The sequence below is a fragment of the Paradesulfitobacterium aromaticivorans genome (genome assembly GCF_054657415.1).
The window spans coordinates 516,739-539,727 of record NZ_BAAHYT010000010.1 but is presented as its reverse complement, the minus strand read 5'-3'; the positions used below and the strand labels follow the sequence as shown (position 1 = coordinate 539,727).

Genomic DNA, 22,989 nt, shown 5'->3' with positions numbered 1-22,989 from the left:
TATCGGAATTGACCATAGATATTTAGTTCTTATTGATTGTGAAAAGAAACGCAGGAGTGGGTTTGGAATGAAAAACAAAGTTATCACCGCAGAACAGGCGGCAGAACTCGTAAAAGATAATGATTTAGTAGCAGTAAGCGGCTTTGTTAGTTTTTGCTATCCAGAAGAAGTGGTGATTGCGCTTAAACAAAGGTTTTTGAAAACCGGAAACCCGAAGAACTTGGGTATTATGTGTTCCGCCGGCCCGGGGGATAGAGACGATGGCCCTGAAGCTAGGGGGAACAGCCATTTCGGTTACGAAGGTTTTGTAAGAAAACTAATTGTGGGTCATGTAGGCCTGGCGCCAAGAGTAGCTAATATGGTAGGAGAAAATAAAGTTGAAGGATACAATTTACCCCAGGGGGTAATCTGTGACCTTTACCGTGCTATCGCTGCCAAACGCCCCGGTGTAGTAACCCGCGTTGGCTTAAACACTTTTGTCGATCCTCGCCAACAGGGCGCCCGCTGGAATTCGATATCCAAAGACGAAATGGTCCAGTTGATTAAGATCAATAACGAAGAACTACTCTTTTTCAAGTACTTTCCTATTAATGTGGCTATTATTCGAGCCACTACGGCTGACGAAAAAGGAAATCTGACGACTGAACGAGAACCGATGCACTTGGAACTTTTGGCCATGGCTATGGCTGCGCATAACTCAAACGGCATTGTTATTGCGCAAGTGGACCGTTTAGTCAAAGCCGGCAGTCTAAATCCTAAACAAGTTCGGGTTCCGGGGATTCTTGTTGATGCCATAGTAGTTGTTCAGGACGAAAAGAACCTTAGAATGTCGTGTGCTCTTCCCGAACAACCAGGATGGAGTGGGGATATAAAAGTCCCGATAAATACAGTTAAACCACTGCCTCTAAACGCCAAAAAAATTATTGCTAGGCGGGCTGCTTTAGAGTTGTATCCGGACGCCATTGTAAATTTAGGGGTCGGAATACCTGCCGATATGGCGATGGTCTTATTGGAAGAGGGTTGCAATGACTTTCTTACCATGACGGTAGAATCAGGAACAATAGGAGGCGTGCCTTATGGAGGTCTCGGGCTGGGTGCAGCGATTAATGCCGATTCCTATATTGACCAGCCCTACATGTTTGATTTTTATGACGGTGGGGGACTGACTCATACTTTCGTGGGGTTTGCCCAAGTTGATTGTCAGGGCAATGTTAATGTCAGTAAATTTGGGAAGACGGCCATGGGTGCCGGTGGATTTATTGACTTGACTCAAAACGCCAAAAAGGTGGTTTTCTGTGGTCAAATGAACGCAGGATCCAGCGAGATCGAAATTAATAACGGGCAAATGTGTATCAAAAAAGATGGAACAAAACAGAAATTCATGGATCAAATTGAGCAGATTACATTTAACGCTAAATTAGCCGTTCAAAAGGGGCAACCGGTTATCTTTGTTACCGAACGTTGCGTTTTTGAGTTAACAGAAGAGGGTTTAGTAGTGACTGAGATTGCTCCGGGAGTTGATCTGGAAAAAGACATACTTGCTCAAATGAACTTTGTTCCTGTGATTTCAAAGGATCTTAAGCTAATGGATTCCGCACTGTTTAAGCCAGAACCCATGGGGCTAAAAGCGCGTTGGCAAACTTGCTAATTGACAGGAGGGTAAAAATGGAAAACGATAGTGCGCTTAGGCGGGCAACGAGGCAATTAAATAGCACGCGGGAACAAGGGAGAATTGCCAAGAACGATTACTTGGCGGCTTTCCAGGCTAACCAGGCTAACCAGCCTGTTGCCTGGTCAACTGCCTATTTTCCCGCTGAATTGGTTTATGCTTTTGATATTCCGATAATGTACCCGGAGAATTACTCCTGTTTATGTGCAGCCAAGGGGGAATCGGTTAATTTTTGTCAAGTTGCTGAAAGCCAGGGCTATTCTAAAGACCTTTGTTCCTACTTTAGAACGACTGTAGGTTCTTTGCTGACGGGAAAGTCGACCTTACGGCACGATCTGCCTAAACCGGACTTTTTGTTAGCAACTACAGGAAACTGTGATCCCCACTTGAAATGGTTTGAATATCTTAGTGAGTACTTTAACCGTCCGTTATTTGTGCTTGACGTGCCTTATAATGTATCCTGCGGCGGAGTTGAGGATGTAGACCAAAAAAGCATTGATTATTATGTGGATCAACTTCAAGATCTTATTGCTTTTCTGGAGAAACATACTGGCAAGAAGTTTGATGCACAGAAATTAGAACGTAGGATAGAATTATCGGACCAAGCCGGTGCTCTATGGCTAGATATTCTTGAATACAGAAAGAATAAACCAACGCCAATGGGTGCAGAGGATGCTTTCACGGCCGTGTATTTATTGGTAAGTAATGCCGGAACCGAAGGAGCAGTGGAATATTTTACTAAACTAAGGGACGAAGTTAGGGAGAGAGTGGAACAAGGTGTTAGTCTAATCGCTGAGGAGAAGTACCGTTTACTTTGGGACTGGCTGCCAATGTGGTATAATATGTCCCTTCTTAACTACTTTGAGGAAAAAGGGGCAGTCTTTCCGGTAGAATATTTCACTCTAAAGTGGGCATGCAGGTTAGACAAGAAGAAACCTTTTGAAAGCCTTGCTCGGAAGTATATTTCTCTGACTTGGGGCAACTCGCCCTTAACTCTTAAAGAAGATATTGTGTTGAGGGCTGCGCAGGAGTATAAGATAGACGGTATCGTTTTGCACTCCAATTGGAGTTGTAGGGCATATTGTATTGGTCAGGTTGATCTAAAGAATCTTGTTTACGAAAAGCTTGGATTGCCAGGTTTGATTATTGATTCAGACATGGCTGATGCGCGGCATTTTTCGGAAGCACAGGTAAAGACCAGAATAGACGCTTTTTTTGAAGCTTTGGCCGAACGGACTGGAAGATAAATCTAAATCGGGGAAAGAGAATGGAAGCATTAAGTCCAGTATTTATTTCAATTCTAGTCGGTTACGTGGTTGGGAAAACATTGAACCTTGATCCAAAGACCCTTGCGAATTCCAGCCTTTATATCTTTACACCTGCATTGGTTTTTACCTCTCTCTCCCAGGCGGATATTAAGCCGGCGGATTTGGCGGGGATTATCGTCGTTATGTCATTGGTTTTTTTCAGCCTGTGGGTTGTGGGATTGGGCCTGTGCCGTTTGTTGAAGATTGATATCGAAACCAAAGGCGCTTATCTACTCAGTTCGCTTTTTCCCAATTCAGGTAATTATGGCTTGCCTATCGTTCTTTTCGCTTATGGGCAAAGGGGCTTTGAACGGGGTGTACTCTGCCTGATGGTAAGTGTGTTAATTATTAATTCATTTGGCGTGTACATTGCCTCGCGCGGGGACGTTGACTCCACCAAAACGGCTCTTAAGAACATTCTTTTAATGCCTTCAATTTATGCGTTTATCCTAGCACTAAGCCTTTACTTAATGAAAGTTACGCCTCCGGACATTATATTAAGAACGGTAAGTCTCCTGGGTGATGCAACCGTTCCAACTGAATTAATTTTGTTGGGCCTTCAGCTTTCCAGAGCGAGCACGATTATTCCTTCCTATAAACTCATAATAAGCGCAATTGGGATTAAGTTGCTCATAGCACCTGTCATAGCCGTGATACTAGTATTTCTGATCTTTGGCTATCCGTTCGATGTTACCGGCAAGGTCCTCGTTGTAATGGCGGGAACTCCATCGGCGGTAGCTGCTAATACCATGGCCGTAAAATTTAACTCCAAGCCTGAACTCGTGTCCAGCGCTACCTTTGTTACAACTGTGTTAAGTCTTATAACAGTAAAACTAATTTTAGCCTTCCTAGGGTAATTTGCTATTTATATTCAAGGAGGTTAGACGCGAGTGCGAGAAGTTGTGATTGTGGGGGCAGCCCGGACTGCAATAGGTGATTTTTTAGGGTATTTTAAAGATGTTCCGGCAGTTGAACTTGGTGTCGCAGCAGTGCGAGTGGCACTTGAAAGAGCTAACATATTGCCCGCACAGGTTGAAGACGTAGTAGCTGGAATGGTTTACAAGGCTGGAGCTAAGGGTAATCCCGCCAGGCAAGTTCAGCTGGCGGTTGGCATTCCGATTGAAGCAGCTGCGACAACGGTAGACCAGCAGTGTGCATCGGCAATGCGTGCTTTTGAAATTGCTGTTCAACAAATATTGTTGGGCAAGTCAAACATTAGTGTTGCTCTCGGCTTAGAAAGTATGTCTAGAGTACCCTATCTCCTCATGAATGCTCGCCAAGGTTTGCGAATGGGAAATGGGACAATTGAAGATAGCTTATTGCTTGACGCGCTCGTAGACCCATTTTGTAACTATCATATGGGAAATACGGCTGAAAACCTTGCTGAAAAGTATAATATTTCCCGCCGTGAACAGGACCAACTAGCATATACCAGTCATGTCCGGGCTATAAGTGCAATTAAAAGTGGTAAATTTGCCGCCGAAATTGTTCCCGTCGAGATCGCGACTAAAAAGGGAACAGCCATTATAGATACCGATGAACACCCGCGTGCGGATATTTCGTTGGATAACTTGGGCCAACTCAAGCCGGCGTTTAAGAAAAATGGAACTATTACCGCGGGCAATGCTGCAGGTATCAACGATGGGGCGGCAGCAGTAGTTTTAATGTCCTTAGAAAAGGCCAAGGAGTTGGGCATTAAACCCTTAGCTCGAGTGCTAGCGACAGCATCTTTCGGCGTAGCACCTGAAATTATGGGTATCGGTCCTGCCTATGCCATTCCGAAAGCTTTGGACTACGCAGGATTGAAGCTGGAAGATGTCGACTACTTTGAAATAAATGAGGCTTTCGCTGCTCAGTTCTTGTCTGTCAATCGAATTCTGAACCTGGACTTGGAGAAAGTTAATGCCAACGGTTCAGGAATTGCATTGGGTCATCCGGTAGGGTGCACCGGTATCAGGATTATCGTTACCATGCTCTATGAAATGAAACGTAGGAACAGTGGAATAGGAGTTGCCTCTTTATGTGTTGGCGGTGGTCCGGCGATGGCCGTAGCACTAGAAAGGGTCTAGAAGAAAGTAATAATATATTTCTCAGGTTTCTTTAGGTTACTAATATTAAGGACAAATACGGAGAAACGAGGTGATTGGTTTATGAAAAGTGCAATAGTAATTGGGGGCGGAAACATGGGCTCAGGTATTGCCCAGGTTTTAGCTCAGGCTGGATTGGATGTAGTTTTATACGACGTTTCGGCCGAGATTTTGGCAAAGGGCATTAAAAATATCCAGAAAAACCTAAGCAGAATGGTTGAAAAAGGAAAGATTGATGAAGGAGAGTACCAAAACATTACTCGGCGAATTAAAACTACCCCCCAACTTGAAGGCGCCGAAGATGTTGACCTTGTTATTGAAGCCATTAATGAGAATATGGAACTGAAGAAAAAAGTATTTGCGCAACTGGATTCCATTTGCCCGGAGAAAACGATTCTTGCCTCTAATACCTCCAGCTTAAGTATTACTGAGATTGCATGTGCAACCAAACGCGCGGATAAAGTGATCGGTATGCACTTTTTCAATCCGGTGCCCGTAATGCAATTGGTAGAAATTATTAAGGGTGCTACCACTTCTGATCAGACTTACGAGCAAATCAAGGACTTAGTAAAACAATTAGCCAAGACACCGGTTACAGTACAAGAGGCCCCGGGATTTGTCGTAAATAGAATGCTTATCCCCATGATTAATGAAGCTGCCTTCATCCTGTCTGAGGGAGTTGCATCCGCAGAAGATATAGACACTGCGATGAAACTAGGCGCTAATAATCCCTTAGGGCCGTTAGCCCTAGCTGATTTGATTGGGCTGGACGTATGTTTGGCAGTCATGGAAGTATTGCAATCTGAATTCGGAGATGACAAATACCGCCCATGCCCGTTGTTAAGAAAGATGGTTCGCGCTGGCTATTTAGGTAGGAAGTCAGGCCGAGGTTTCTACCAATATTAGTTGTAACCGGACTTTGAGATATCATGCTTTTCTGGTATGGGGAGGAACCGAATTGATTATTCGAGGGGGAGAAATCAAACGCCAAGAGTACAGTTAATTGTCGAGCCACCAATGGCCAGGATCTTACTCTCAAATCCAAAGCGGAAAAACGCCCTAACGGTGTCAATGTTAGAAGAACTTAATCTTCATTGTCATAGAGTACTACAAAAAAGCGATGTCCGGGTTTTGATCATTTCCGGCGAAGGTGGAAATTTTGCCTCGGGTGCTGATATTCAAGAGTTGCAGGCAGGTCGTGTCCATACCTTTCATGAAAAACTGGAACAGGTATTATCTGTCTTCAAAGAATTTCCTTTCCCTGTCGTGGCAATCTTAGAAGGCTATGTTCTCGGGGCAGGTCTAGAACTGGTTTTAGGCTGTGATCTTAGGGTCGCTTCGGACAATTGTAAATTGGGAATCCCTGCAGCCAGGAGAGGAATCTCCATAACGCGTTCAAACACAGCACGTTTAGTACAAATGATAGGAATTAGCCGTACATCGCAACTGCTGTTGACAGGTGACACCATTGGTGCTTCAACCGCAATGGCGTGGGGTCTGGTAAACGAAGTTGTGAACCGACAAGTTTTATGGCAACGTACAAATGACTTGGTTATGACACTTGCTAAAAATGCCCCAATCTCCTTAAAGGCCATGAAAAGAAACATTTGGAGTGCGGGTATAATAAGAGAAGCTCAAGAAGATCCTGCAAACCAGTGCTTCGAAAGTAACGATTTTCTCGAGGGCTTAAAGGCCTTCATGGAAAATAGACTTCCAGAGTTTAAGGGCAGATAGGCGTGGGTCAAAGTGCATTTCGGCGAGGGGCCAGTTCGCTAAGAGGTGAACAAAATGCCAAAGACTACTGTAAAAAGATTATACGTTTTGGATGGCGGCGCATTAAAAGTTGATCAAAACCGGCTTGCGATCAGCACAAGAAGAACGGATCGATGGATAATTATCCCTATTCCTCTTTACCTCATACAAACTGAAGACTACAATATTTTGTTTGATTGCGGTTGTAATCCAGATGTGATGAGCGATCCGCTAAGAACGTGGGGTTCCCTTGCCAAAGTATTTATTCCCCAGATTTCAGAGGCAAATCATCCAGTAAACAGGCTATCCGAAATAGGCCTCACGCCGGATGAAATAACCCATGTGATTCTTTCGCATCTTCATTTTGACCATGCCGGTGGGCTGAGATTATTTCCAAGTGCTAAGGTTATCGTACAAAAGGCAGAGTATCGTTATGCATGCCATCCAGATGTTTACTCAGGTGGATATCTTAGAGAAGAGTTTTCTCATCCAGGATTAAAATGGGAGTTAATTGATGGTGACCAGATTTTAGTGCCAGGTATAACCATTGTTCTAACCAGCGGCCATAGTCCAGGGCATCAATCCGTAGTAATAGATCTTCCTTCTGGTCAGACTATAATTTTGGCAGCCGATGCTGTACCTCTTTTGGAAAACATTGACCGGGATGTGGTAGCACCTGGGGTCTGGAATCCCTCGCTAGCATACCAATCTTTACGCAGACTAAAGGTTATTGCAGAACGCAATGAAGGGTTTTTGTTACCGAATCATGACATAACGGTGTGGAACAACGTTATTAAAGGATCAAAATGGTACGAATAGGTAGTTGCTCTTGACACATCTCTATCCAGCTAGGATGTTTTGAGAATAAGGGAGTTTGGCTTTCACAAATTCGGGGGTTCCCTCTGATTACAGTTCAAAAGAGGGAACTCCCTTTGTTTTTGGTAGAAGAACCACGGTCAAGGGCAAGTGTCTTTAATGAGGATTTTACCATGGGGGCGAGATATCCTTTATAAATAAAAGTGCTGACATTTATATTTTAAGATTCAGACTAAGAAGGAATTTTCGTATAAGTGGCGAAGTATAATATACAGAGATGTATACAGTTTAGTATACCGAAATGTATATGGGAGATTGTGAAATGAAGAAACTACTAAAAGAAGCTTATAGTCAAGCATCCGAAAACACAACGAATTTATCTGACTACGTTGTCTACAGTATTTTAAGGGAAGATATTATTAAGCAACGTTTACTACCGGCACAACGTCTGTTTGAACCTGAATTAGCGAATAGGTTTGAAGTCAGTCGTACGCCGGTAAGAAGCGCTTTGCAGCGTTTAGCTTCTGAGGGTCTTGTTGAAATAATTCCGCGCAAAGGGGCAGTTGTTAAAGTACTTTCAAAAAAGGAAATTAGCGACTTATTTCAAATAAGAGCAGCCTTGGAAAAGATGGCTGTTGAAAATGTTTGTGGAAACGAGGATTTAGTACTTGAATTAAATAACCTTATAGAGCAGTCTGCCAAGATTATTGAACGTAATGATGTTCCGGCCTACGCTTATTTCGATCAAGAATTTCACTATAAAATTGCGGAGGAAACCGGGAATGTGGAATTGCTGGAATTGGTCAAAAGTCTACACCAAAGAGTTTACATGTACCGTTTACGGCTTCTGGCTATCCCGGGTCAAATGCAGTCATCTCTAAATCAGCACAAATTAATCACTGACTTTATTTCGGCTGGCCAACCGCAAGAGGCAGGAAAAGCTGCGGAACGCCATGTTGATGACACGTTAAATATGTTGAACGATATGTTTTTCCTTCGTGTGTGAGAGAAGTCTTATGCTCAAATTATATATATAGACCATTTGATTACGTTCACAAGTCATCATCATCTGTATGGGGGGTTTTATTCGATTCCGGAATGAGAACGTGAATAAAATTTGTTCAAGCGGAACAAGTGGTGCAACATCCAAGAATTATTTAGGAGGTAAGCAAGATGACAGAAGATCAAGGATCCGTATGGCAACAATTTGTACAAACGGGTCAGGCAGACATCAATTCGGTAAGACCACTGGTTCTAGACTCTTGGCGAACTTGCAAGGAATTAGGGCTTAACCCCTATGCCCAAAAGGTAAATGACATACTAACAAAGGATGAACTTGAGCAACGGCGGTCAGTCTATAAAGACTTGATTTCAGTCAGTGTTCCGGTAATGAGAAACCTGAGTCAGTTAGTAGAAGATTCTGGGTTTATCATTGCTTTCGCTGACGCTGACGGATACTTATTGGAAATCATTGGTGATGACGATGCACAGAATAGTCATAAAAGTGATAACTTTATTATTGGTGCCAATTGGTCAGAAAAGAGTGTCGGGACAAATGCAATTGGACTAAGTTTACAAAAAGATTTCCCCGTTCAGGTACTAAGTTATGAACATTTTTCTCGCTGTTTTCACCGATGGACATGTTCAGCTGCCCCCATTCACGATGCTCAGGGAAAAATTCTCGGAGTTCTTGATGCAAGGGCTTCTTATGATAAAGTTCATTCCTATACCCTAGGCATGGTTGTTGCAGCAGCCAAAGCTATTGAGAATGAGTTGTTTTTACGTCAAGTTCAGGCTAACTATACAATCGCGGAGAATTCTAAAAAAGTAATCTTTGAATCCATCGCAGAAGGAATCATGATTTTCGGCCTAGATGGTTATTTGACTCACATAAATGAGGTGGCAGCAAAGATACTGTGTTGGGAAAAAAGCTATGTTATAGGGAAAAAAATTAAACAAATTTGGGCCGATAACACAAGTCCTCTAGTCCATATAGTACTTGAGATGAAGGAAGTTACAGACTATGAGGTTGAGCTTTTTATTAAAGAAAAATGTGAGTGTTATTGTGTAACGAGTCGTTTGCTGGTTGGGCAGGATAAAATTCTCGAAGGGTTATTAATCGTAATCAACGAAATAACGAAATCAGGACGGCAAGCGCAGAGAATGCATGGAACCGAGGCTAAACTTACTTTTAATGATTTAATTGGTCAAAACAAAAAGTTGTTAGCTAGTGTACACTTAGGTCAAGTGGCGGCCAAGAGTAACTCCCACGTCTTGCTTTTGGGTGAAAGTGGTACAGGCAAAGATGTGTTAGCACAAGCAATTCATAATGAAAGCAACAGGAGAAATGGACCTTTTATCGCCCTTAATTGTGGAGCAATTCCCAGAGAACTTATGGCGAGTGAATTATTCGGGTATGCAGATGGAGCGTTTACCGGAGCAAAACGAGGTGGTAACCCAGGGAAATTTGAATTGGCAGATGGAGGAACGATATTCCTGGACGAAATTGGTGAAACACCACTAGAACTTCAGACGCTTTTACTTAGGGTTTTGGAAAAGAAAACCTTAACTCGGATCGGTGGTCAGGAAGTGATTCCAATTAACGTACGCATTATTGCTGCTACTAATCGGGATTTATCGGTAGAAGTAAAAAAAGGTACTTTTCGTAAAGATCTTTTCTACCGGTTAAACGTAATCAGTATAGAGCTGATTCCCCTGAAAGAGAGAAAGGATGACATATTGGCTTTAGCGGAGCACTTTATAAAAAAGATGTGTAGGCAACTTAATAAACCTCTATTACGTCTTTCTCCTCATGTCGAAGAATTGTTCTTGGAATATTCCTGGCCCGGAAATGTTCGCGAATTACAAAATGTGCTTGAACGGGCTATTAATATCGCTCCGAATAATGTAATTACGCTCGACTTGATTCCGGCCGAACTTACGAAGACCAGAGACACATTTGACAAGGTTATTTTAATCAATAGTGACAAGGAGTCGCTGTCTAATTTATTGGACGAGTATAATGGTAATATTACTAAGGTGGCGAAAAAATTAGGGGTTGCCCGAACGACAATTTATCGTAAGCTAAATAAATATGGCATTCATACGGGAGGATTGGAGTTGCAGAAAGCTGAAAACGGTTTTGTCGGGTGTTATAAATCCCAAAATGAGATAGACCCGAGTTCAAGAGTTCATGGATAAACCATATTTGCGTTTAAGAACGCTAACTGTACCCTCGCCGCCGGCACGCCATTTTTGTAGCCGCCGGAACCAAGGTTTGCTTCTCATGCAGTGCATCTGCTGAGTGAAAAAATTCCGGTTTCCTGTAGGAAAAGTTAGAAATTTGTTGAATGTTTATCATTAGTTAAAGGCTAACCTGTGAATGCTTAATATGAATGAGTCGGAGAGCCGTCTGACTTAATATAGGGTAGGTACGGTTCGACGAGGAATAGAAGGTCGTTTGCAAACTGTAAGAACATAATTTCACAAAAAGAAAACCTGTAGGTTATTTATCTCAAAATATGTAGAGACAGAGGGGAGCACTACATTACTTTGTAGCGCAACAGAATGCTACAAGGAATGCTACATTCATAAACGCTTAAAATCTCTTTATCATCCAGTGATTTCAAACCAATTCAAGCTGGCACAGGGTTTGCATATATAATGAATTGCCCTCGTCTGAAAAATAAGATTTTACAGTTACTTGGCTTCTAGTGTCAGGTTATTTTGTGTGTTTTTTTGTGAGTTATTTTAATAACGGTTTCCAAAATCTTAATTAAATATAGAAAGGGAGGGAAGGTCACGAGGGCTTATCGAAAACCGAGATTTCTAAGGAGGTTGGGAGAATGAAAAAACTATTAGCTGTAAGTTTATCGTTGCTCTTGTTATTTCTAGCTGGATGCGGCTCAACAGAAAGCGCACAAACTAGTAAACAGCCTATTCGGATCGGTGTTGTAGCTGGTCTAAGTGGTGCGGGCGCTTTACCCGGCCAAATGGAAGTTAATGGTGCAAAACTGGCAACAGAGGAAATTAATGCTGCAGGGGGAGTAGATGGTCGTCAGATTGAACTGGTGGTCGAGGACAGCCAGTCCACTAATCCCGGTGCGGTGGCAGCCTTCCAGAAGGTTGTGGGAAAAGACCTAGTAGCTGTAATCGGTCCGGTCTTTAGTACTCAAGTTCAGGCTATTTTGCCTTACGTGGAGAAAAGTAAACTCCCGGTATTAGTGGGTGGAACTGAAGCGTCAATTACCGAGAGCGGTAACCCTTGGATCTTCCGCATACGCCCTGACGATGGCATTGCAATGAAAGTAATGATGCAATTCATTGTTAATGACATTAAGGCCAAGAAAATTGCTATTTTATTCGACACCGATGCATTCGGAACAAATGGGAAAAAGAGCTTAGAGGCGGAAGCCAAGAATTACCCTGGGGTGGACACCAAAGCTATCGGAATGGCGAGTCACGCGGGCGATTATACAGCTCAAATTCTCAATGTGAAGCAATACGGTCCGGATGTAATGGTTATTTTGAGCCCTTACCCAGAAGATGGGGCAATTATCATGCGTCAAGCGCACGAACAGGGTGTTAATGCCGCTAAAATCGGTTCAGCTGCAGTAGCCAGCGCCAATACCGTAAAACTGGCCGGAGCCAATGCGGAGGGGCTATATGGCGTGACAGACTACTTCCCCGAACAAAACGAAGTCGCTAAGAAGTATGCGGAGCAATTTAAAGCCAAATTCAGTGCGGTTGCCGATATGTATTCTGCTTATGCCTATGATGCTGTTCACATTCTTTCAAAGATTATAGCTAAGAACGGTGATACGCCTGATAAGGTTCAGCAAGGCCTGAAGTCATTTAGCGGCTGGACTGGAAATGAAGGGGAATACGCCTTTGATGTCAAAGGCAATGGCTTGCATGCATACACAGTAACCCAGAATAAGAACGGTAATCCAATCTTTGTCAAGGTAATTAAGGCTAACTAATTAAACGCTGGAGGGAGAGGAGAGTCACCATTCGGTGACTCCTCTCCACCTTCAAGAAGGGGCGAGTCGGTTTGGACATATTGGTTCAACTTTTAGCAACAGGAGCTGCAATAGGAAGCATCTACGCTTTAGTAGCCTTGGGCATGATTATCATTTACCGTGCCGCCAACGTCGTAAACTTTGCCCAGGGAGATTTCGCGATGGCTGGGGCTTTTGCTATCTCGGTGTTAACTCTCAATTTGCATGTACCTTTCTGGGTGGCTTTTATGGCAGCCGTAATTATCTTGGCCGTGATGGGTATCCTGTTTGAACTCGGTGTTTATTACCCTCTAAGGAACAGATCCTTTTTGCCGGTGATTATTAGTACTATTGGTGCAAGTATCTTTATGCAGAATCTAGCCCTATATATTTTTGGTCCCTCACCGCGTCAAGCAGGGACACCCTTTACAGCTACGGTTGTAGATTTGCTCGGTGTAAAAATCGGCCCTCAGTATCTGCTGGTCATCGCTGTTACGGCAATTTTAGTCGTTGTCCAATACTTTTTCTTTGAGAAAACTCTCCTTGGAAAGAAGTTGCAAGCCACCGCTCAGGACAAGGAAACAGCAAGGTTATTGGGGATTCCAATTAATTTAATGATCGCAATAACTTTTGTTAATAGCTCTATTGTCGGAGGTGTGGCTGGGGTATTAGTAGCTCCCATTATTTATGTGACTGCCGGAATGGGAGTGATGATTTCGCTCAAAGCCTTTGCTGCCTGCATTATTGGTGGTTTCGGAAGTATTTCCGGGGCTATCATCGGCGGTCTGGGTCTAGGGATTATTGAAGCACTTGGAGCAGGCTATATTTCAGCTTCTTACCGTGACGCTTTCGCCTTTATACTCTTGATTTTGATTTTATTGTTCAGGCCACAAGGAATTTTTGGCGAAAAAGTGTCCGAAAAGGCTTAGGGGGAATCAAGATATGAACACAGAACTCAAAACAGAATGGCCTAAGCGCAAATTTCCTTCCCTTTCTACTAGCGTAGTACTTGTGGTCTTTATTTTGGCTGCCAGTTTTCCGTTATTAGATGTATCGGGATATACAATGAGTTTGGTGCTTTTGGCCATGTCTTATTCGATTGTTGTTATCGGTTTAAATATTTTGCTTGGATACACCGGACAACTTTCTTTGGCCCAAGGAGCATTTTTTGGATTAGGTGCCTACACGTTTGCGATTTTAACGGTGCGTATGGGTTGGCCCTTTTGGCCTAGCTTGATAGCAGGCATGATTACCCCTGTAATCTTTGGCTTGATTATTGGACTAACTACGTCACGGCTGAGCGGTCATTACTTGGCCATGGTTACAATCAGTTTTCAGATTATCGCGACCCTTGTATTTAACAATTGGATCAGCGTTACTCATGGTCCTGATGGCATATCCAAAATCCCCCGACCTAGTTTATTTGGGTTGATAGACTTTAGGCAGGATACTAACTATTTCTACTTTTGCCTAGTAGTGGTGGCGATAGTGGCTTGGTTTGCTTACCGCCTAAAACATTCCCGCTTAGGCCGTAATTTAGAAGCGATACGAGAAAATGAAATGGCCGCCGCAGTAACCGGTGTGCGTACTTATCGTATAAAGGTAATGGCTTTTATCTTGTCTGCCGCACTAGCTGGATTGGGTGGAGTTGTCTATGCGGCAGGGGCCAATTATATCAGCCCCTCTAATTTCGGCTTTGAGCAATCCGTGGTCTTTTTGACAATGTCCATGGTGGGTGGGACTAACTCGGTCTTTGGAGGACTGGTAGGTTCAGTGCTCCTCGTTTTCTTACCTGAATGGCTGCGCTTTCTGAAAAATATCTATGTAGCCGTTTACGGATTAATGGTAATTCTGTGTGTCTTGTTTATGCCTCAAGGTCTTTGGGGTTTAACTATGCCATTGAAACGATTTTTTGAACGGCAAACAAAAATAGCACCGGCTGCGATAGATGAACTCCTGCCAAAGACAGAGATGAAGGAAAACGTTTTAACAGTTGAAGGTTTGGCCAAACATTTCGGAGGTCTACGGGCTGTGGATTCGGTAGATTTTCAAGTTCGGGCCGGTGAAATTAAAGCCTTGATTGGTCCTAATGGTTCAGGTAAAACTACTATGCTTAATCTATGCAGCGGACTTTATGAACCAACGAGTGGGAAGATAAGCTTCTTAGGCAAGGATATTAGTGGCCAACGGCCTGAAAATATTACTGCCAATGGCATATCCAGGACCTTCCAAAATATCAGGTTATTTTCCAATTTAACTGTACTGGAAAACGTAATGGTTGGACAAAGCTGTAGAACAAAGCAGGGGCTATTTAGTGTACTTGTGCCTAACTTTCGGGCTAAGGAAGAGGAAAATAGAATTAGGGCTAAAGCCTATAGCGCATTAGAATTTGTTGGGTTATTGGATAAGGCTAACCAAGTGGCTAAGAACTTATCTTATGGGCAACAACGCCTGGTTGAAATTGCTAGGGCGCTTGCTACCGAACCAAAGTTACTGTTTCTTGATGAGCCTGCGGCTGGGCTAAATCCTTCCGAGACTGATGAACTAGTTACTCTTTTAAGAAAACTAAACGGGTTTGGATTAACCATGCTTTTGGTTGAACATGACATGTCCCTGGTTAAAAAACTCGCTACGTCGGCAATTGTTTTGAATTTCGGCCAAAAAATTGCTGAAGGCGAAACGGAAAATGTCTTAAATGAACCTAAGGTCGTCCAGGCGTACTTGGGGAAGGAGGAGGACAATGCTTAAAGTAAATAGTATTGAGGCCTCTTACGGTAAAGTACAGGCCTTACGAGATGTTACCTTAGAAGTTTCTAAAGGGGAAATAGTAGCTCTATTAGGAGCTAATGGAGCAGGAAAAACAACCACTTTAAGGACGATATCCGGATTGCTTAAGCCTAATCGGGGTACCATCGAATTCTTAGGTACTAAGATCGATGGTACAAAGCCGGAAGCTATTGTAAAGTCCGGTTTGGTGCACGTACCCGAGGGCAGAAAGATATTTCCTGGTTTAACAGTAAAAGAGAATCTGTTCTTGGGTGGTGCAATTAAGAACTCATCGATGAAAGCAATGAATAAAGATGTCGAATATGTTTTTAGCGTCTTTCCGGAACTGGAACGGTTCGCGGACAAGCCGGGTTGGAGCTTGTCCGGGGGGCAACAACAAATGTTAGCCATCGGTCGTGGCTTAATGGCTAAACCCAAGCTGTTGTTACTAGACGAACCTTCATTAGGCTTAGCGCCCGTTATTATCCAACAAGTGTTTAAGATTATACGGGATATTAATTCAAAAGGAACAACGGTTCTGCTCGTAGAGCAAAATGCCTATATGGCTCTGCGGGTCGCAACTCGGGGATACGTGATAGAAAACGGACGGATTGTTCTGAGTGATACTTCGTCCAATTTAATTGCTAACCCCGCGGTTCAGTCGGCCTATTTAGGGGGCGAACACTAATTTTCTCCTATGTTTCAACTTTCACAATCTAAAAAATGCTAGGTCTTTAAGAATTTTTAAGCGAGGTTTCAGCTGAATGTTGAGACGGATTTCACTTTAGCTTGTGGGACTAAGATAAACTGTGTTAAGAGGAGAAAGAGGGAAACAATGCGAAAGGCAGTTATTGTAAGTGCCGTGCGTACACCCATAGGCTCCTTATCTGGAGCTTTGGGACAGGTGCCGGCAGTCGAACTAGGAGCACTAGTTGTTAAAGAAGCGGTTAAGCGTGCGGGAATCAAGCCTGAGCAAGTAGACGAAGTCATTATGGGTAATGCCTTGACCGCTGCTCTTGGTCAGAACCCGGCCCGCCAAACTGCGATCAAGGCCGGAATTCCGCAGGAAGCTACGGCCATGACAATTAACAAAGTATGCGGTTCGGGCTTGAAGGCTGTAGTTTGTGCGGCCCAGGCGATCATGGTCGGTGACGCCGATATCATCGTCGCGGGTGGGATGGAAAGCATGTCCCTGGCAGCTTATGCCTTGACTAAAGCACGTACCGGTTACCGAATGGGAAACGATATGCTGATAGATACCATGGTTAATGACGGTTTAACCGATGCTTTCAGCAATGTCCACATGGGGATTACAGCTGAAAACATTGCGGAAAGGTTTACGATTTCACGTCAAGAACAGGATGAATTGGCTGTCAGAAGCCAAAACAGGGCAGAAGCTGCCATAAAAGCGGGAAAGTTCATGGATGAGATTGTGCCGGTAACTATTCCTCAGCGTAAAGGCGACCCCGTTATTTTCAGCCAGGATGAGTTTCCACGGTTTGGCAGCACTTCTGAGGCTCTGGCTAAATTGCGACCAGCTTTTAAAAAAGATGGGACTGTGACGGCGGGCAATGCCTCCGGGATTAACGACGGGGCAGCGGCCGTGGTGGTGATGTCCAGTGACAAGGCACAAGAGCTGGGGTTAACTCCCCTTGCGACGATTATTTCCTGGGCCTCGGCAGGTGTTGACCCTGCCATCATGGGGACAGGGCCGATTCCGGCCAGCCGTAAGGCCTTGGCCAAGGCCGGATTAAAAATTGAAGACATAGATCTCGTAGAAGCTAATGAAGCTTTTGCTTCCCAGGCATTGGAAGTTATCAAGGAACTCAACCTCGATTTGAATAAAACTAATGTTCACGGTGGAGCGATCGCCCTAGGCCACCCCATCGGTGCTTCAGGAGCACGCATTCTTGTAACTTTGCTATATGATATGAAGCGCAGGGAGGTTAAACGGGGATTAGCAACCCTTTGTATCGGTGGCGGACAGGGAATTTCGATGGTTGTCGAAAGATAAGCAAACTGGCGCTGCTAGTATATGCCCTTTAGTAATCGTGACAAGGACAACGCCTTCGGGTGTTTGTCCTTGGGCCATATTTAGACCCTGTTTAGCATCATGGGCTAGAAATGGCAATAACTCCTGGCCTGCCGGGAGATTTTTTTCTAAACAGGGGCTGCTGAATAACAGCAAAAACCGCATAAATACTGGGTTTAACCGGTTTTTCGGTATCATAGTACATGGAAATAGCATTTTTTCTTTTAACAAACTACTACCAAAAATACGGTTTTTAGCCTGAAGCGGTGATGGCTGACAAGATCTATCGCAATCGAGAAAACCTTTAGTTCTGTAAGAAACATCATATAAGGCTAAGTGGCCCACCGTGGGAAGACAGACTCCGGATTCTTTTGCTCGAAATTTTCAGAGTGTATTTTGGGGGCGGCTGGATTAGAATTTTAGATGGATTTATTCACTGTTCAGCAGCCCATTACTTAGAGTTAAGGGGGAATGGATTGTGAAACTGTCGACAAAACTTATTTCTAGTTGCACAATACTTATTTTGCTTATGGCAATTATAGTGGGCGTTGTCTACTATATGGTTAATAGCATGGGCGGAGTTGTGCAAGCCATGGCAAGTTACCGAGTTCCCATGCAAACCGCTGCTCAGGACCTAGCCCTCCAATTTGTTTCGCAGGGAGAGAGTGTCCGCGGGTATCTAGCCACAGGTGAAGAAAAATTTATCCGGACTTACCAAGACGCTAAGCAGAAAGGCGACGCCGATTTACAGTTTCTGCTAACCACAGTCAGGCCCGATGAGAGGGTTAAGTTAGACTCCGTTAAAACCGAAGTTGACAAGTATGCCCCTGAGCAACAGATACAGCTTGACCTCTACAAAACTCAGGGGCAGGCGGTGGCAGTCCAATATATGTCCAATGCTGTCGCATCCCTCAATGCAGAGGCTGTGAAGGCGATCAACGATTTCGCGACCTACCAAGATAGTATGCTGCAAAGTGAGGCAGCCCACGTCCGAGCCTTGGTGAACAGGATTGTCATTTTTGCCTTGGTCATGTTAGTGGCGGCAGTAATAATATCCATTATAGTGTTGGTCTTGATGATCCGCTCAGTCAAGAGTTCCATTGCCAAAGGTCAAACGGTGGCGGAAGCACTGGCTCAAGGGAACCTCGTCGTTGAAGTTCAGGCCGGGAAAGACGAGATTGGAGAGCTTGTCGCTAATCTCGGGAAGGCAGCTTATAATCTCAGGGAAATGGTCACAAAGGCGATAGATATAACCAAGGATGTCAACCAGGCGGCTACAAACTCGGCCGAAGCAGTGGCCAATGTGGCCAGCAGCTCGGAGGAGATCGCTGCCTCTACCGAACAAGTATCGAGCGGATTCCAGGAAATTTCAGTGGCGGCTGCACAAATTGCTTCTTCCAGTGATGAGTTAAAATACTCCCTTCGCGCACTGGAGGACAACGCCACCAATGGAAACTTTGTTGCCAAGGATATTGAAAAACGAGCTAAGGAGCTTAAAGGGCAGGCTGAAGAAGCCCAAACAAGGGCCACCAGCATCTATGAAAAGGAAAAAGAGGCCTTGGAAAAGGCCATTGAGGAATCCAAAGTTGTGCAAAGGATCGCCGCCCTCACTCAGGGAATCTCCGCTATTGCCGACCAGACGAATTTATTGGCTTTGAATGCTGCCATTGAGGCCGCTCGGGCGGGAGAAAACGGCAGGGGTTTTGCCGTTGTGGCCGAGGAAGTGCGCAAGTTGGCCGAACAATCCTCCCAGACTGTGAAAGAGATAGAGGAGTTGGTTGGCAGAGTTATCAAGGCCCAAGAAGATTTGTCCATGGGTGCAGCAAACAGTTTGCGCTTTATTAACGAAGTTGTCGCTCCCGACTATAATAAACTTGTAGAAACTGGAAATCAGTATGGGCAGGATGCCAGTACGATATTAAACCTCACGGATGAATTTGCACGTACGGCGGCTAGACTTAACGAAATGGTGAATTCCGTGGAAGCAGCCATTGACAGGGTCACTCAGACGATCAGCCAGGGGGCCGCAGGGGCGCAGGAAGTGGCTGCGGCGGCGACAGGAGTGTCTGCTGAACTGGAGAAGGTGAGCCAGGCCATGGTACAACTAAGTGGTCATGCTGACGAGTTATCTTCGGCCGTTGCCAAATTCGAGGTGTAAATAGCAAGCAAAAAAAAGTCCTATAGTCATAAAATTCATTGGTGCAGCGGCTTATTGAAACCAACCTTCCCTGCATACCGGCTTGCCGCAGACGAGCGCCTACCGTTTCGGCCAGGGATAGAAGCACAAGCTGTGCACTTTTCTTGTCTTCTAAGTCGAAGGGAAGGCAAGCCATCAACATTACAACAGTAACGATACTTTGGTATTGGATAATGCTTATAAATACTTTAAGCATAATACTTTAAGCGTCCGGGGCATATCCTAAGGTGAGCCAGCCGTTGGCTAGCCTTTGATTCGAAGCGATAAGCGGCAGGTGGTTGCGCTGGCGAAATGGTCCAACTTGTTAAGTTCAGGTGGGCCCGTTGGCTGTGGGTTTAGACCCTTAATGGAGAGATTAGGATGAAAGCTGAAGATCCGATGATAGAGCGGGCTGAAGAACGGCGATGGATGGTTGAAGGACTTAAGCGGGAAGGCATCACGGATGAAGCGGTTCTTGCGGGAATGCAGGCAGTGCCGCGCCATTTCTTTGTGCCCAAGGACATGGCCGATTATGCCTATGATGATGAGGCTTTGCGCATTGAGGCCGGGCAGACTATTAGCCAGCCCTATGTGGTGGCGCTGATGGCCCAGGCCTTAGAGTTAAAATCCGGAGACAGGGTGCTTGAGATCGGCACGGGCTCAGGGTATTCTGCGGCTGTGCTCTCCCGGCTGGCAGCCAGAGTGTATACCATTGAACGCCATGAAGTGCTGGCCACTCAGGCCGGGGAACGCTTTGCGCGCTTGAACTATGTGAATATCGAGGTTCGCCTAGGGGACGGAACCAAAGGCTTGCCGGAGGCGGCTCCCTTTGAGGCAATCCTGGTTACCGCCGGCGGGCCGGAACTACCGGCCTCCCTTAAGGAGCAGCTAAAGGTCGGGGGCCGTCCGGTCATACCTGTGGGGAATGAAAAAATGCAGGAACTCGTCAGAGTGCGCCGGAACGGAGAACACGATTACCAGGAGGAAAGCTTGGGCTTGGTCCGTTTTGTGCCCTTGATCGGAGAAGAAGGTTGGCCGTTAAGAAGCTGAAACCTACCGCTCAGGCTGAAATTAGTGCCGGACTTCAAGAAAAAGAGTTATAATTTTGCTGAATGCCAGCCTCAGACAATCCAGATGAGTGGGAGGAGTAAGAAGATGAAACTGGTTTACCAGCGTTTCTGGAACCATTCCGTCACGCGTGTAAATACGCGTGAGCTTTTGGTGGTTACGACCTACTTAGATACTCAGAGTGAATATCGGGTTGGGCTCAGGGTGGGGGTCGGTGATCTCGTTATTTTGGGCGGAGAGATCGAATGTTACCGCCAACAGGGGGAACATTTAATTAAACCACGAATTATTAAGCCTAACTTGCAAGGAATCCAAGCCTACTTTGGGTCGGGCAGGCAGGTCAAAGAAGCCCTAAAAGGGGATCAGGTGCTGGTTGAGCTGGTACTGGAGAACATCATGGCGGTGATCCAGGCCGAAGCTTATCTTTATAAAGACAGAGGTTTCCCAACCCCTGAAGCCTATGATGATTATTGGAATCAGAATTTCCAGGGGTCTTGCAAGTATTACAGCAACTTAGACTTGGTCAACACTCGGTTCATGGAACACATTGAGCCGAAAGAGAGAACAGATTCTTTGTTTACGCGCTTTAGAAACACAGCAGTTTATCAAACTCAGCCTGAGAGATGGCAAATCACTGTGAATTTTAATGACTCTTTTCACGAGATGATTTTAAATCTGAGCTGTCGTGGGGAAGATTTTCAAGTAACTGAGATAGAAGGGACAATCCTGCGCTGCCCGGATCGAATATGCAAACAGGCTGTATCAAATTTGCAGGACATGGAGGGAGCGTCTTTAGCCGGCGCTAAAGAAAAAGATATATTAAAAGCGACCGGGGGCGGGGAGGGCTGCACTCACCTTGGCTTCATGGCTGTGGATGCGGCTAAGGCTGTTTCTTTGGTACGACCTGGGATTGGCGGCTGAATGCCAGGTAGAATGCCAGAGCCAGTACCGCCGGGATGACATTCAATAGATACATCATACTGTAACCCGCTGCATCAGCCACTATTCCCCATACCACGGAACCAAGGCCCACTCCGATATCGAATGCTGTGAAGTAGGTGCCGACTGCTGCGCCGCGCCGCTCCGGCGGGACATTGAGCACGGACAGGGCCTGCAGGCTTGGCTGGACAGCGCCGAACCCGATTCCGAAGACAATCCCGGCCAAGATAAACATCGTTAAGGTTTGAGAGAGATAGAAAAGAATCATAGTCAGGGTTACGATGACCAGCCCGGGAATGATCACGAGATCAAAACCATGTTGGTCGGCGATACGCCCAAGCATTGGCCGGCTGAGGGTAATCGTAATGGCATAAACCGTAAAAAAGATTCCGATTCCGCTGATTCCCCTTTGCTCTCCGTAAAGAGCCAGGAAAGATAAGACAGAGGAATAAACCAAAGTGATGAAGAAAGCGACCAGAGAGGGACGAAGGGCACGCTTTTCTATGAGCACCGCGTTGACGGTACCAGGATTGAGATTTGCTTTTCTGTACCTAATTAAAACGGCTGCCAGCAAGGAAACCGCAACGGCTAAGGCCGAGACGGAGAAAAGCACATTAAAAGTGTATTTCTCAATGATAAACAGGGAAATAGCGGGTGCAATTCCCATCGCCACACTCATGGCCAGTCCGAAATAGCCCATTCCTTCCCCTAACCTGCTTTTTGGGATCACATCGGCGGCGACCGTCCCGGCTGCGGTATTGCAGTAGCCCCAGCCAAAACCTTGGATAAACCGGAAAAGAAGAAAGACAGCTAATCCGTGGACCCAGTTAAAAGCCAGAGAACACACCGTAAAAACCGCCAATCCTGTTAAATAAATGCCGCGGCGGCCGTGTTTGTCAAGCGCTCGTCCGGCAAAAGGCCGGATCAGGACCGCGGAAATCAGAAATACTCCCATGGCCAGCCCGGTTAAGCTTTCTTTGCCGCTCATTTCTTTTATGTAAATAGGGAGAGTCGGGAGCAACAGGTAAAAACCGATATAGGTTGCAAAATTGGAAAGGAGCACGAGAAAAAAGTTCTTGGTCCACAGTGGCTCGGCTACAGTACCTCGCACAGACTGCTTGGTGAGAATGCTCAATATGTTCCCTGCCTTCTGAAGATTCTAAAAAGTTCCTGAGGTATTTTATTCGGCAGTTAAATTTAATCTCCTGCATATTCATTTCTAAAAATTAATGCTCTGAATCATGAGAACGGTCCCTATGATTCCTGATTCCCATGATTCCCGATTCCATGTGATTTCTAAACAAAAACTAGGCAGGCCTATCTCTTTAACGTACTTGACATGGCACAGATATTGCAAATATATTTCCTTGACTTCTC

The 22,989-nt window shown here is 45.0% G+C and carries 18 protein-coding genes and 1 pseudogene; 17 read left to right on the top strand and 2 right to left on the bottom strand.

Annotated features, from left to right (window positions below):
* The first annotated feature begins 67 nt into the window (after positions 1-67).
* The 15 genes from ACYQ2N_RS08035 to ACYQ2N_RS07965 all read left to right on the top strand — a co-directional run bounded on the left by ACYQ2N_RS08035 (position 68) and on the right by ACYQ2N_RS07965 (position 19,587).
* Positions 68-1,648, top strand: coding sequence for an acyl CoA:acetate/3-ketoacid CoA transferase (locus ACYQ2N_RS08035; RefSeq protein ID WP_459998680.1), 1,581 nt, complete (start codon positions 68-70; stop codon positions 1,646-1,648).
* A 17-nt stretch (positions 1,649-1,665) separates the two neighbouring features.
* Positions 1,666-2,916: a 2-hydroxyacyl-CoA dehydratase subunit D gene (locus ACYQ2N_RS08030; RefSeq protein WP_459998679.1), complete on the top strand. Its 1,251-nt coding sequence runs from the start codon at positions 1,666-1,668 to the stop codon at positions 2,914-2,916.
* Between the two features lie 20 nt (positions 2,917-2,936).
* Entirely contained in the window at positions 2,937-3,833 is an 897-nt protein-coding gene (locus tag ACYQ2N_RS08025) for an AEC family transporter (protein WP_459998677.1), read from the top strand.
* A 33-nt stretch (positions 3,834-3,866) separates the two neighbouring features.
* A complete protein-coding gene (locus ACYQ2N_RS08020) occupies positions 3,867-5,045 on the top strand; it encodes a thiolase family protein (protein WP_459998676.1) in 1,179 nt (392 codons plus the stop codon).
* Positions 5,046-5,126: 81 nt separating this feature from the next.
* Positions 5,127-5,969, top strand: coding sequence for a 3-hydroxybutyryl-CoA dehydrogenase (locus tag ACYQ2N_RS08015; protein WP_459998674.1), 843 nt, complete (start codon positions 5,127-5,129; stop codon positions 5,967-5,969).
* A gap of 36 nt (positions 5,970-6,005) precedes the next feature.
* On the top strand, positions 6,006-6,797 hold the full coding sequence (locus ACYQ2N_RS08010) for an enoyl-CoA hydratase/isomerase family protein (protein WP_459998673.1): 792 nt from the start codon (positions 6,006-6,008) through the stop codon (positions 6,795-6,797).
* A 54-nt stretch (positions 6,798-6,851) separates the two neighbouring features.
* The gene (locus tag ACYQ2N_RS08005; protein ID WP_459998671.1) at positions 6,852-7,634 is read left to right on the top strand and encodes an N-acyl homoserine lactonase family protein; all 783 of its coding nucleotides are present in this window, start codon (positions 6,852-6,854) and stop codon (positions 7,632-7,634) included.
* 319 nt (positions 7,635-7,953) lie between these two features.
* Complete coding sequence (locus ACYQ2N_RS08000; protein WP_459998669.1) at positions 7,954-8,637, top strand: GntR family transcriptional regulator; 684 nt, start codon at positions 7,954-7,956, stop codon at positions 8,635-8,637.
* 167 nt (positions 8,638-8,804) lie between these two features.
* Positions 8,805-10,832 (top strand): sigma-54-dependent Fis family transcriptional regulator, encoded by a 2,028-nt coding sequence (locus ACYQ2N_RS07995; RefSeq protein ID WP_459998668.1) that lies wholly within the window; start codon positions 8,805-8,807, stop codon positions 10,830-10,832.
* A 644-nt stretch (positions 10,833-11,476) separates the two neighbouring features.
* Complete coding sequence (locus ACYQ2N_RS07990; RefSeq protein WP_459998667.1) at positions 11,477-12,613, top strand: ABC transporter substrate-binding protein; 1,137 nt, start codon at positions 11,477-11,479, stop codon at positions 12,611-12,613.
* 71 nt (positions 12,614-12,684) lie between these two features.
* Positions 12,685-13,560 carry a branched-chain amino acid ABC transporter permease gene (locus ACYQ2N_RS07985; protein ID WP_459998665.1) on the top strand — a complete coding sequence of 292 codons (876 nt, stop codon included), beginning with the start codon at positions 12,685-12,687 and terminating at the stop codon, positions 13,558-13,560.
* A 13-nt stretch (positions 13,561-13,573) separates the two neighbouring features.
* Positions 13,574-15,379: a branched-chain amino acid ABC transporter ATP-binding protein/permease gene (locus ACYQ2N_RS07980; RefSeq protein ID WP_459998664.1), complete on the top strand. Its 1,806-nt coding sequence runs from the start codon at positions 13,574-13,576 to the stop codon at positions 15,377-15,379.
* Positions 15,372-16,085 (top strand): ABC transporter ATP-binding protein, encoded by a 714-nt coding sequence (locus ACYQ2N_RS07975; RefSeq protein WP_459998663.1) that lies wholly within the window; start codon positions 15,372-15,374, stop codon positions 16,083-16,085. The genes ACYQ2N_RS07980 and ACYQ2N_RS07975 overlap by 8 nt, the downstream gene beginning before the upstream one ends.
* 147 nt (positions 16,086-16,232) lie before the next feature.
* Entirely contained in the window at positions 16,233-17,411 is a 1,179-nt protein-coding gene (locus ACYQ2N_RS07970) for an acetyl-CoA C-acetyltransferase (protein WP_459998662.1), read from the top strand.
* A gap of 496 nt (positions 17,412-17,907) precedes the next feature.
* Positions 17,908-19,587, top strand: a complete 1,680-nt coding sequence (locus ACYQ2N_RS07965) for a methyl-accepting chemotaxis protein (RefSeq protein ID WP_459998660.1) — start codon at positions 17,908-17,910, stop codon at positions 19,585-19,587.
* 40 nt (positions 19,588-19,627) lie between these two features.
* Here the strand turns inward: ACYQ2N_RS07965 and ACYQ2N_RS07960 are convergent.
* Positions 19,628-19,762 (bottom strand): annotated as a pseudogene (locus tag ACYQ2N_RS07960) (DinB/UmuC family translesion DNA polymerase); the annotation flags it as partial.
* A gap of 224 nt (positions 19,763-19,986) precedes the next feature.
* On the opposite strand from ACYQ2N_RS07960, the gene ACYQ2N_RS07955 reads away from it, so the two are divergent.
* Together ACYQ2N_RS07955 and ACYQ2N_RS07950 are read left to right on the top strand one after the other, a co-directional pair.
* The gene (locus ACYQ2N_RS07955) at positions 19,987-20,655 is read left to right on the top strand and encodes a protein-L-isoaspartate(D-aspartate) O-methyltransferase (protein WP_459998658.1); all 669 of its coding nucleotides are present in this window, start codon (positions 19,987-19,989) and stop codon (positions 20,653-20,655) included.
* A gap of 105 nt (positions 20,656-20,760) precedes the next feature.
* Positions 20,761-21,594 (top strand): DUF2889 domain-containing protein, encoded by an 834-nt coding sequence (locus ACYQ2N_RS07950; protein ID WP_459998657.1) that lies wholly within the window; start codon positions 20,761-20,763, stop codon positions 21,592-21,594.
* Here ACYQ2N_RS07950 and ACYQ2N_RS07945 read toward each other — a convergent pair.
* Positions 21,554-22,747, bottom strand: a complete 1,194-nt coding sequence (locus ACYQ2N_RS07945; protein WP_459998655.1) for an MFS transporter — start codon at positions 22,745-22,747, stop codon at positions 21,554-21,556. The two genes, ACYQ2N_RS07950 and ACYQ2N_RS07945, sit on opposite strands and share 41 nt — an antisense overlap.
* Positions 22,748-22,989 lie beyond the last annotated feature (242 nt).

Bases quoted from the DNA above. Each gene is read 5' to 3' on its own strand.
- ACYQ2N_RS08035 (WP_459998680.1), top strand. From the start codon at position 68: ATGAAAAACAAAGTTATCACCGCAGAACAGGCGGCAGAACTCGTAAAA.
- ACYQ2N_RS08030 (WP_459998679.1), top strand. From the start codon at position 1,666: ATGGAAAACGATAGTGCGCTTAGGCGGGCAACGAGGCAATTAAATAGC.
- ACYQ2N_RS08025 (WP_459998677.1), top strand. From the start codon at position 2,937: ATGGAAGCATTAAGTCCAGTATTTATTTCAATTCTAGTCGGTTACGTG.
- ACYQ2N_RS08015 (WP_459998674.1), top strand. From the start codon at position 5,127: ATGAAAAGTGCAATAGTAATTGGGGGCGGAAACATGGGCTCAGGTATT.
- ACYQ2N_RS08010 (WP_459998673.1), top strand. From the start codon at position 6,006: ATGGGGAGGAACCGAATTGATTATTCGAGGGGGAGAAATCAAACGCCA.
- ACYQ2N_RS08005 (WP_459998671.1), top strand. From the start codon at position 6,852: ATGCCAAAGACTACTGTAAAAAGATTATACGTTTTGGATGGCGGCGCA.
- ACYQ2N_RS08000 (WP_459998669.1), top strand. From the start codon at position 7,954: ATGAAGAAACTACTAAAAGAAGCTTATAGTCAAGCATCCGAAAACACA.
- ACYQ2N_RS07995 (WP_459998668.1), top strand. From the start codon at position 8,805: ATGACAGAAGATCAAGGATCCGTATGGCAACAATTTGTACAAACGGGT.
- ACYQ2N_RS07990 (WP_459998667.1), top strand. From the start codon at position 11,477: ATGAAAAAACTATTAGCTGTAAGTTTATCGTTGCTCTTGTTATTTCTA.
- ACYQ2N_RS07980 (WP_459998664.1), top strand. From the start codon at position 13,574: ATGAACACAGAACTCAAAACAGAATGGCCTAAGCGCAAATTTCCTTCC.
- ACYQ2N_RS07975 (WP_459998663.1), top strand. From the start codon at position 15,372: ATGCTTAAAGTAAATAGTATTGAGGCCTCTTACGGTAAAGTACAGGCC.
- ACYQ2N_RS07970 (WP_459998662.1), top strand. From the start codon at position 16,233: ATGCGAAAGGCAGTTATTGTAAGTGCCGTGCGTACACCCATAGGCTCC.
- ACYQ2N_RS07955 (WP_459998658.1), top strand. From the start codon at position 19,987: ATGAAAGCTGAAGATCCGATGATAGAGCGGGCTGAAGAACGGCGATGG.
- ACYQ2N_RS07950 (WP_459998657.1), top strand. From the start codon at position 20,761: ATGAAACTGGTTTACCAGCGTTTCTGGAACCATTCCGTCACGCGTGTA.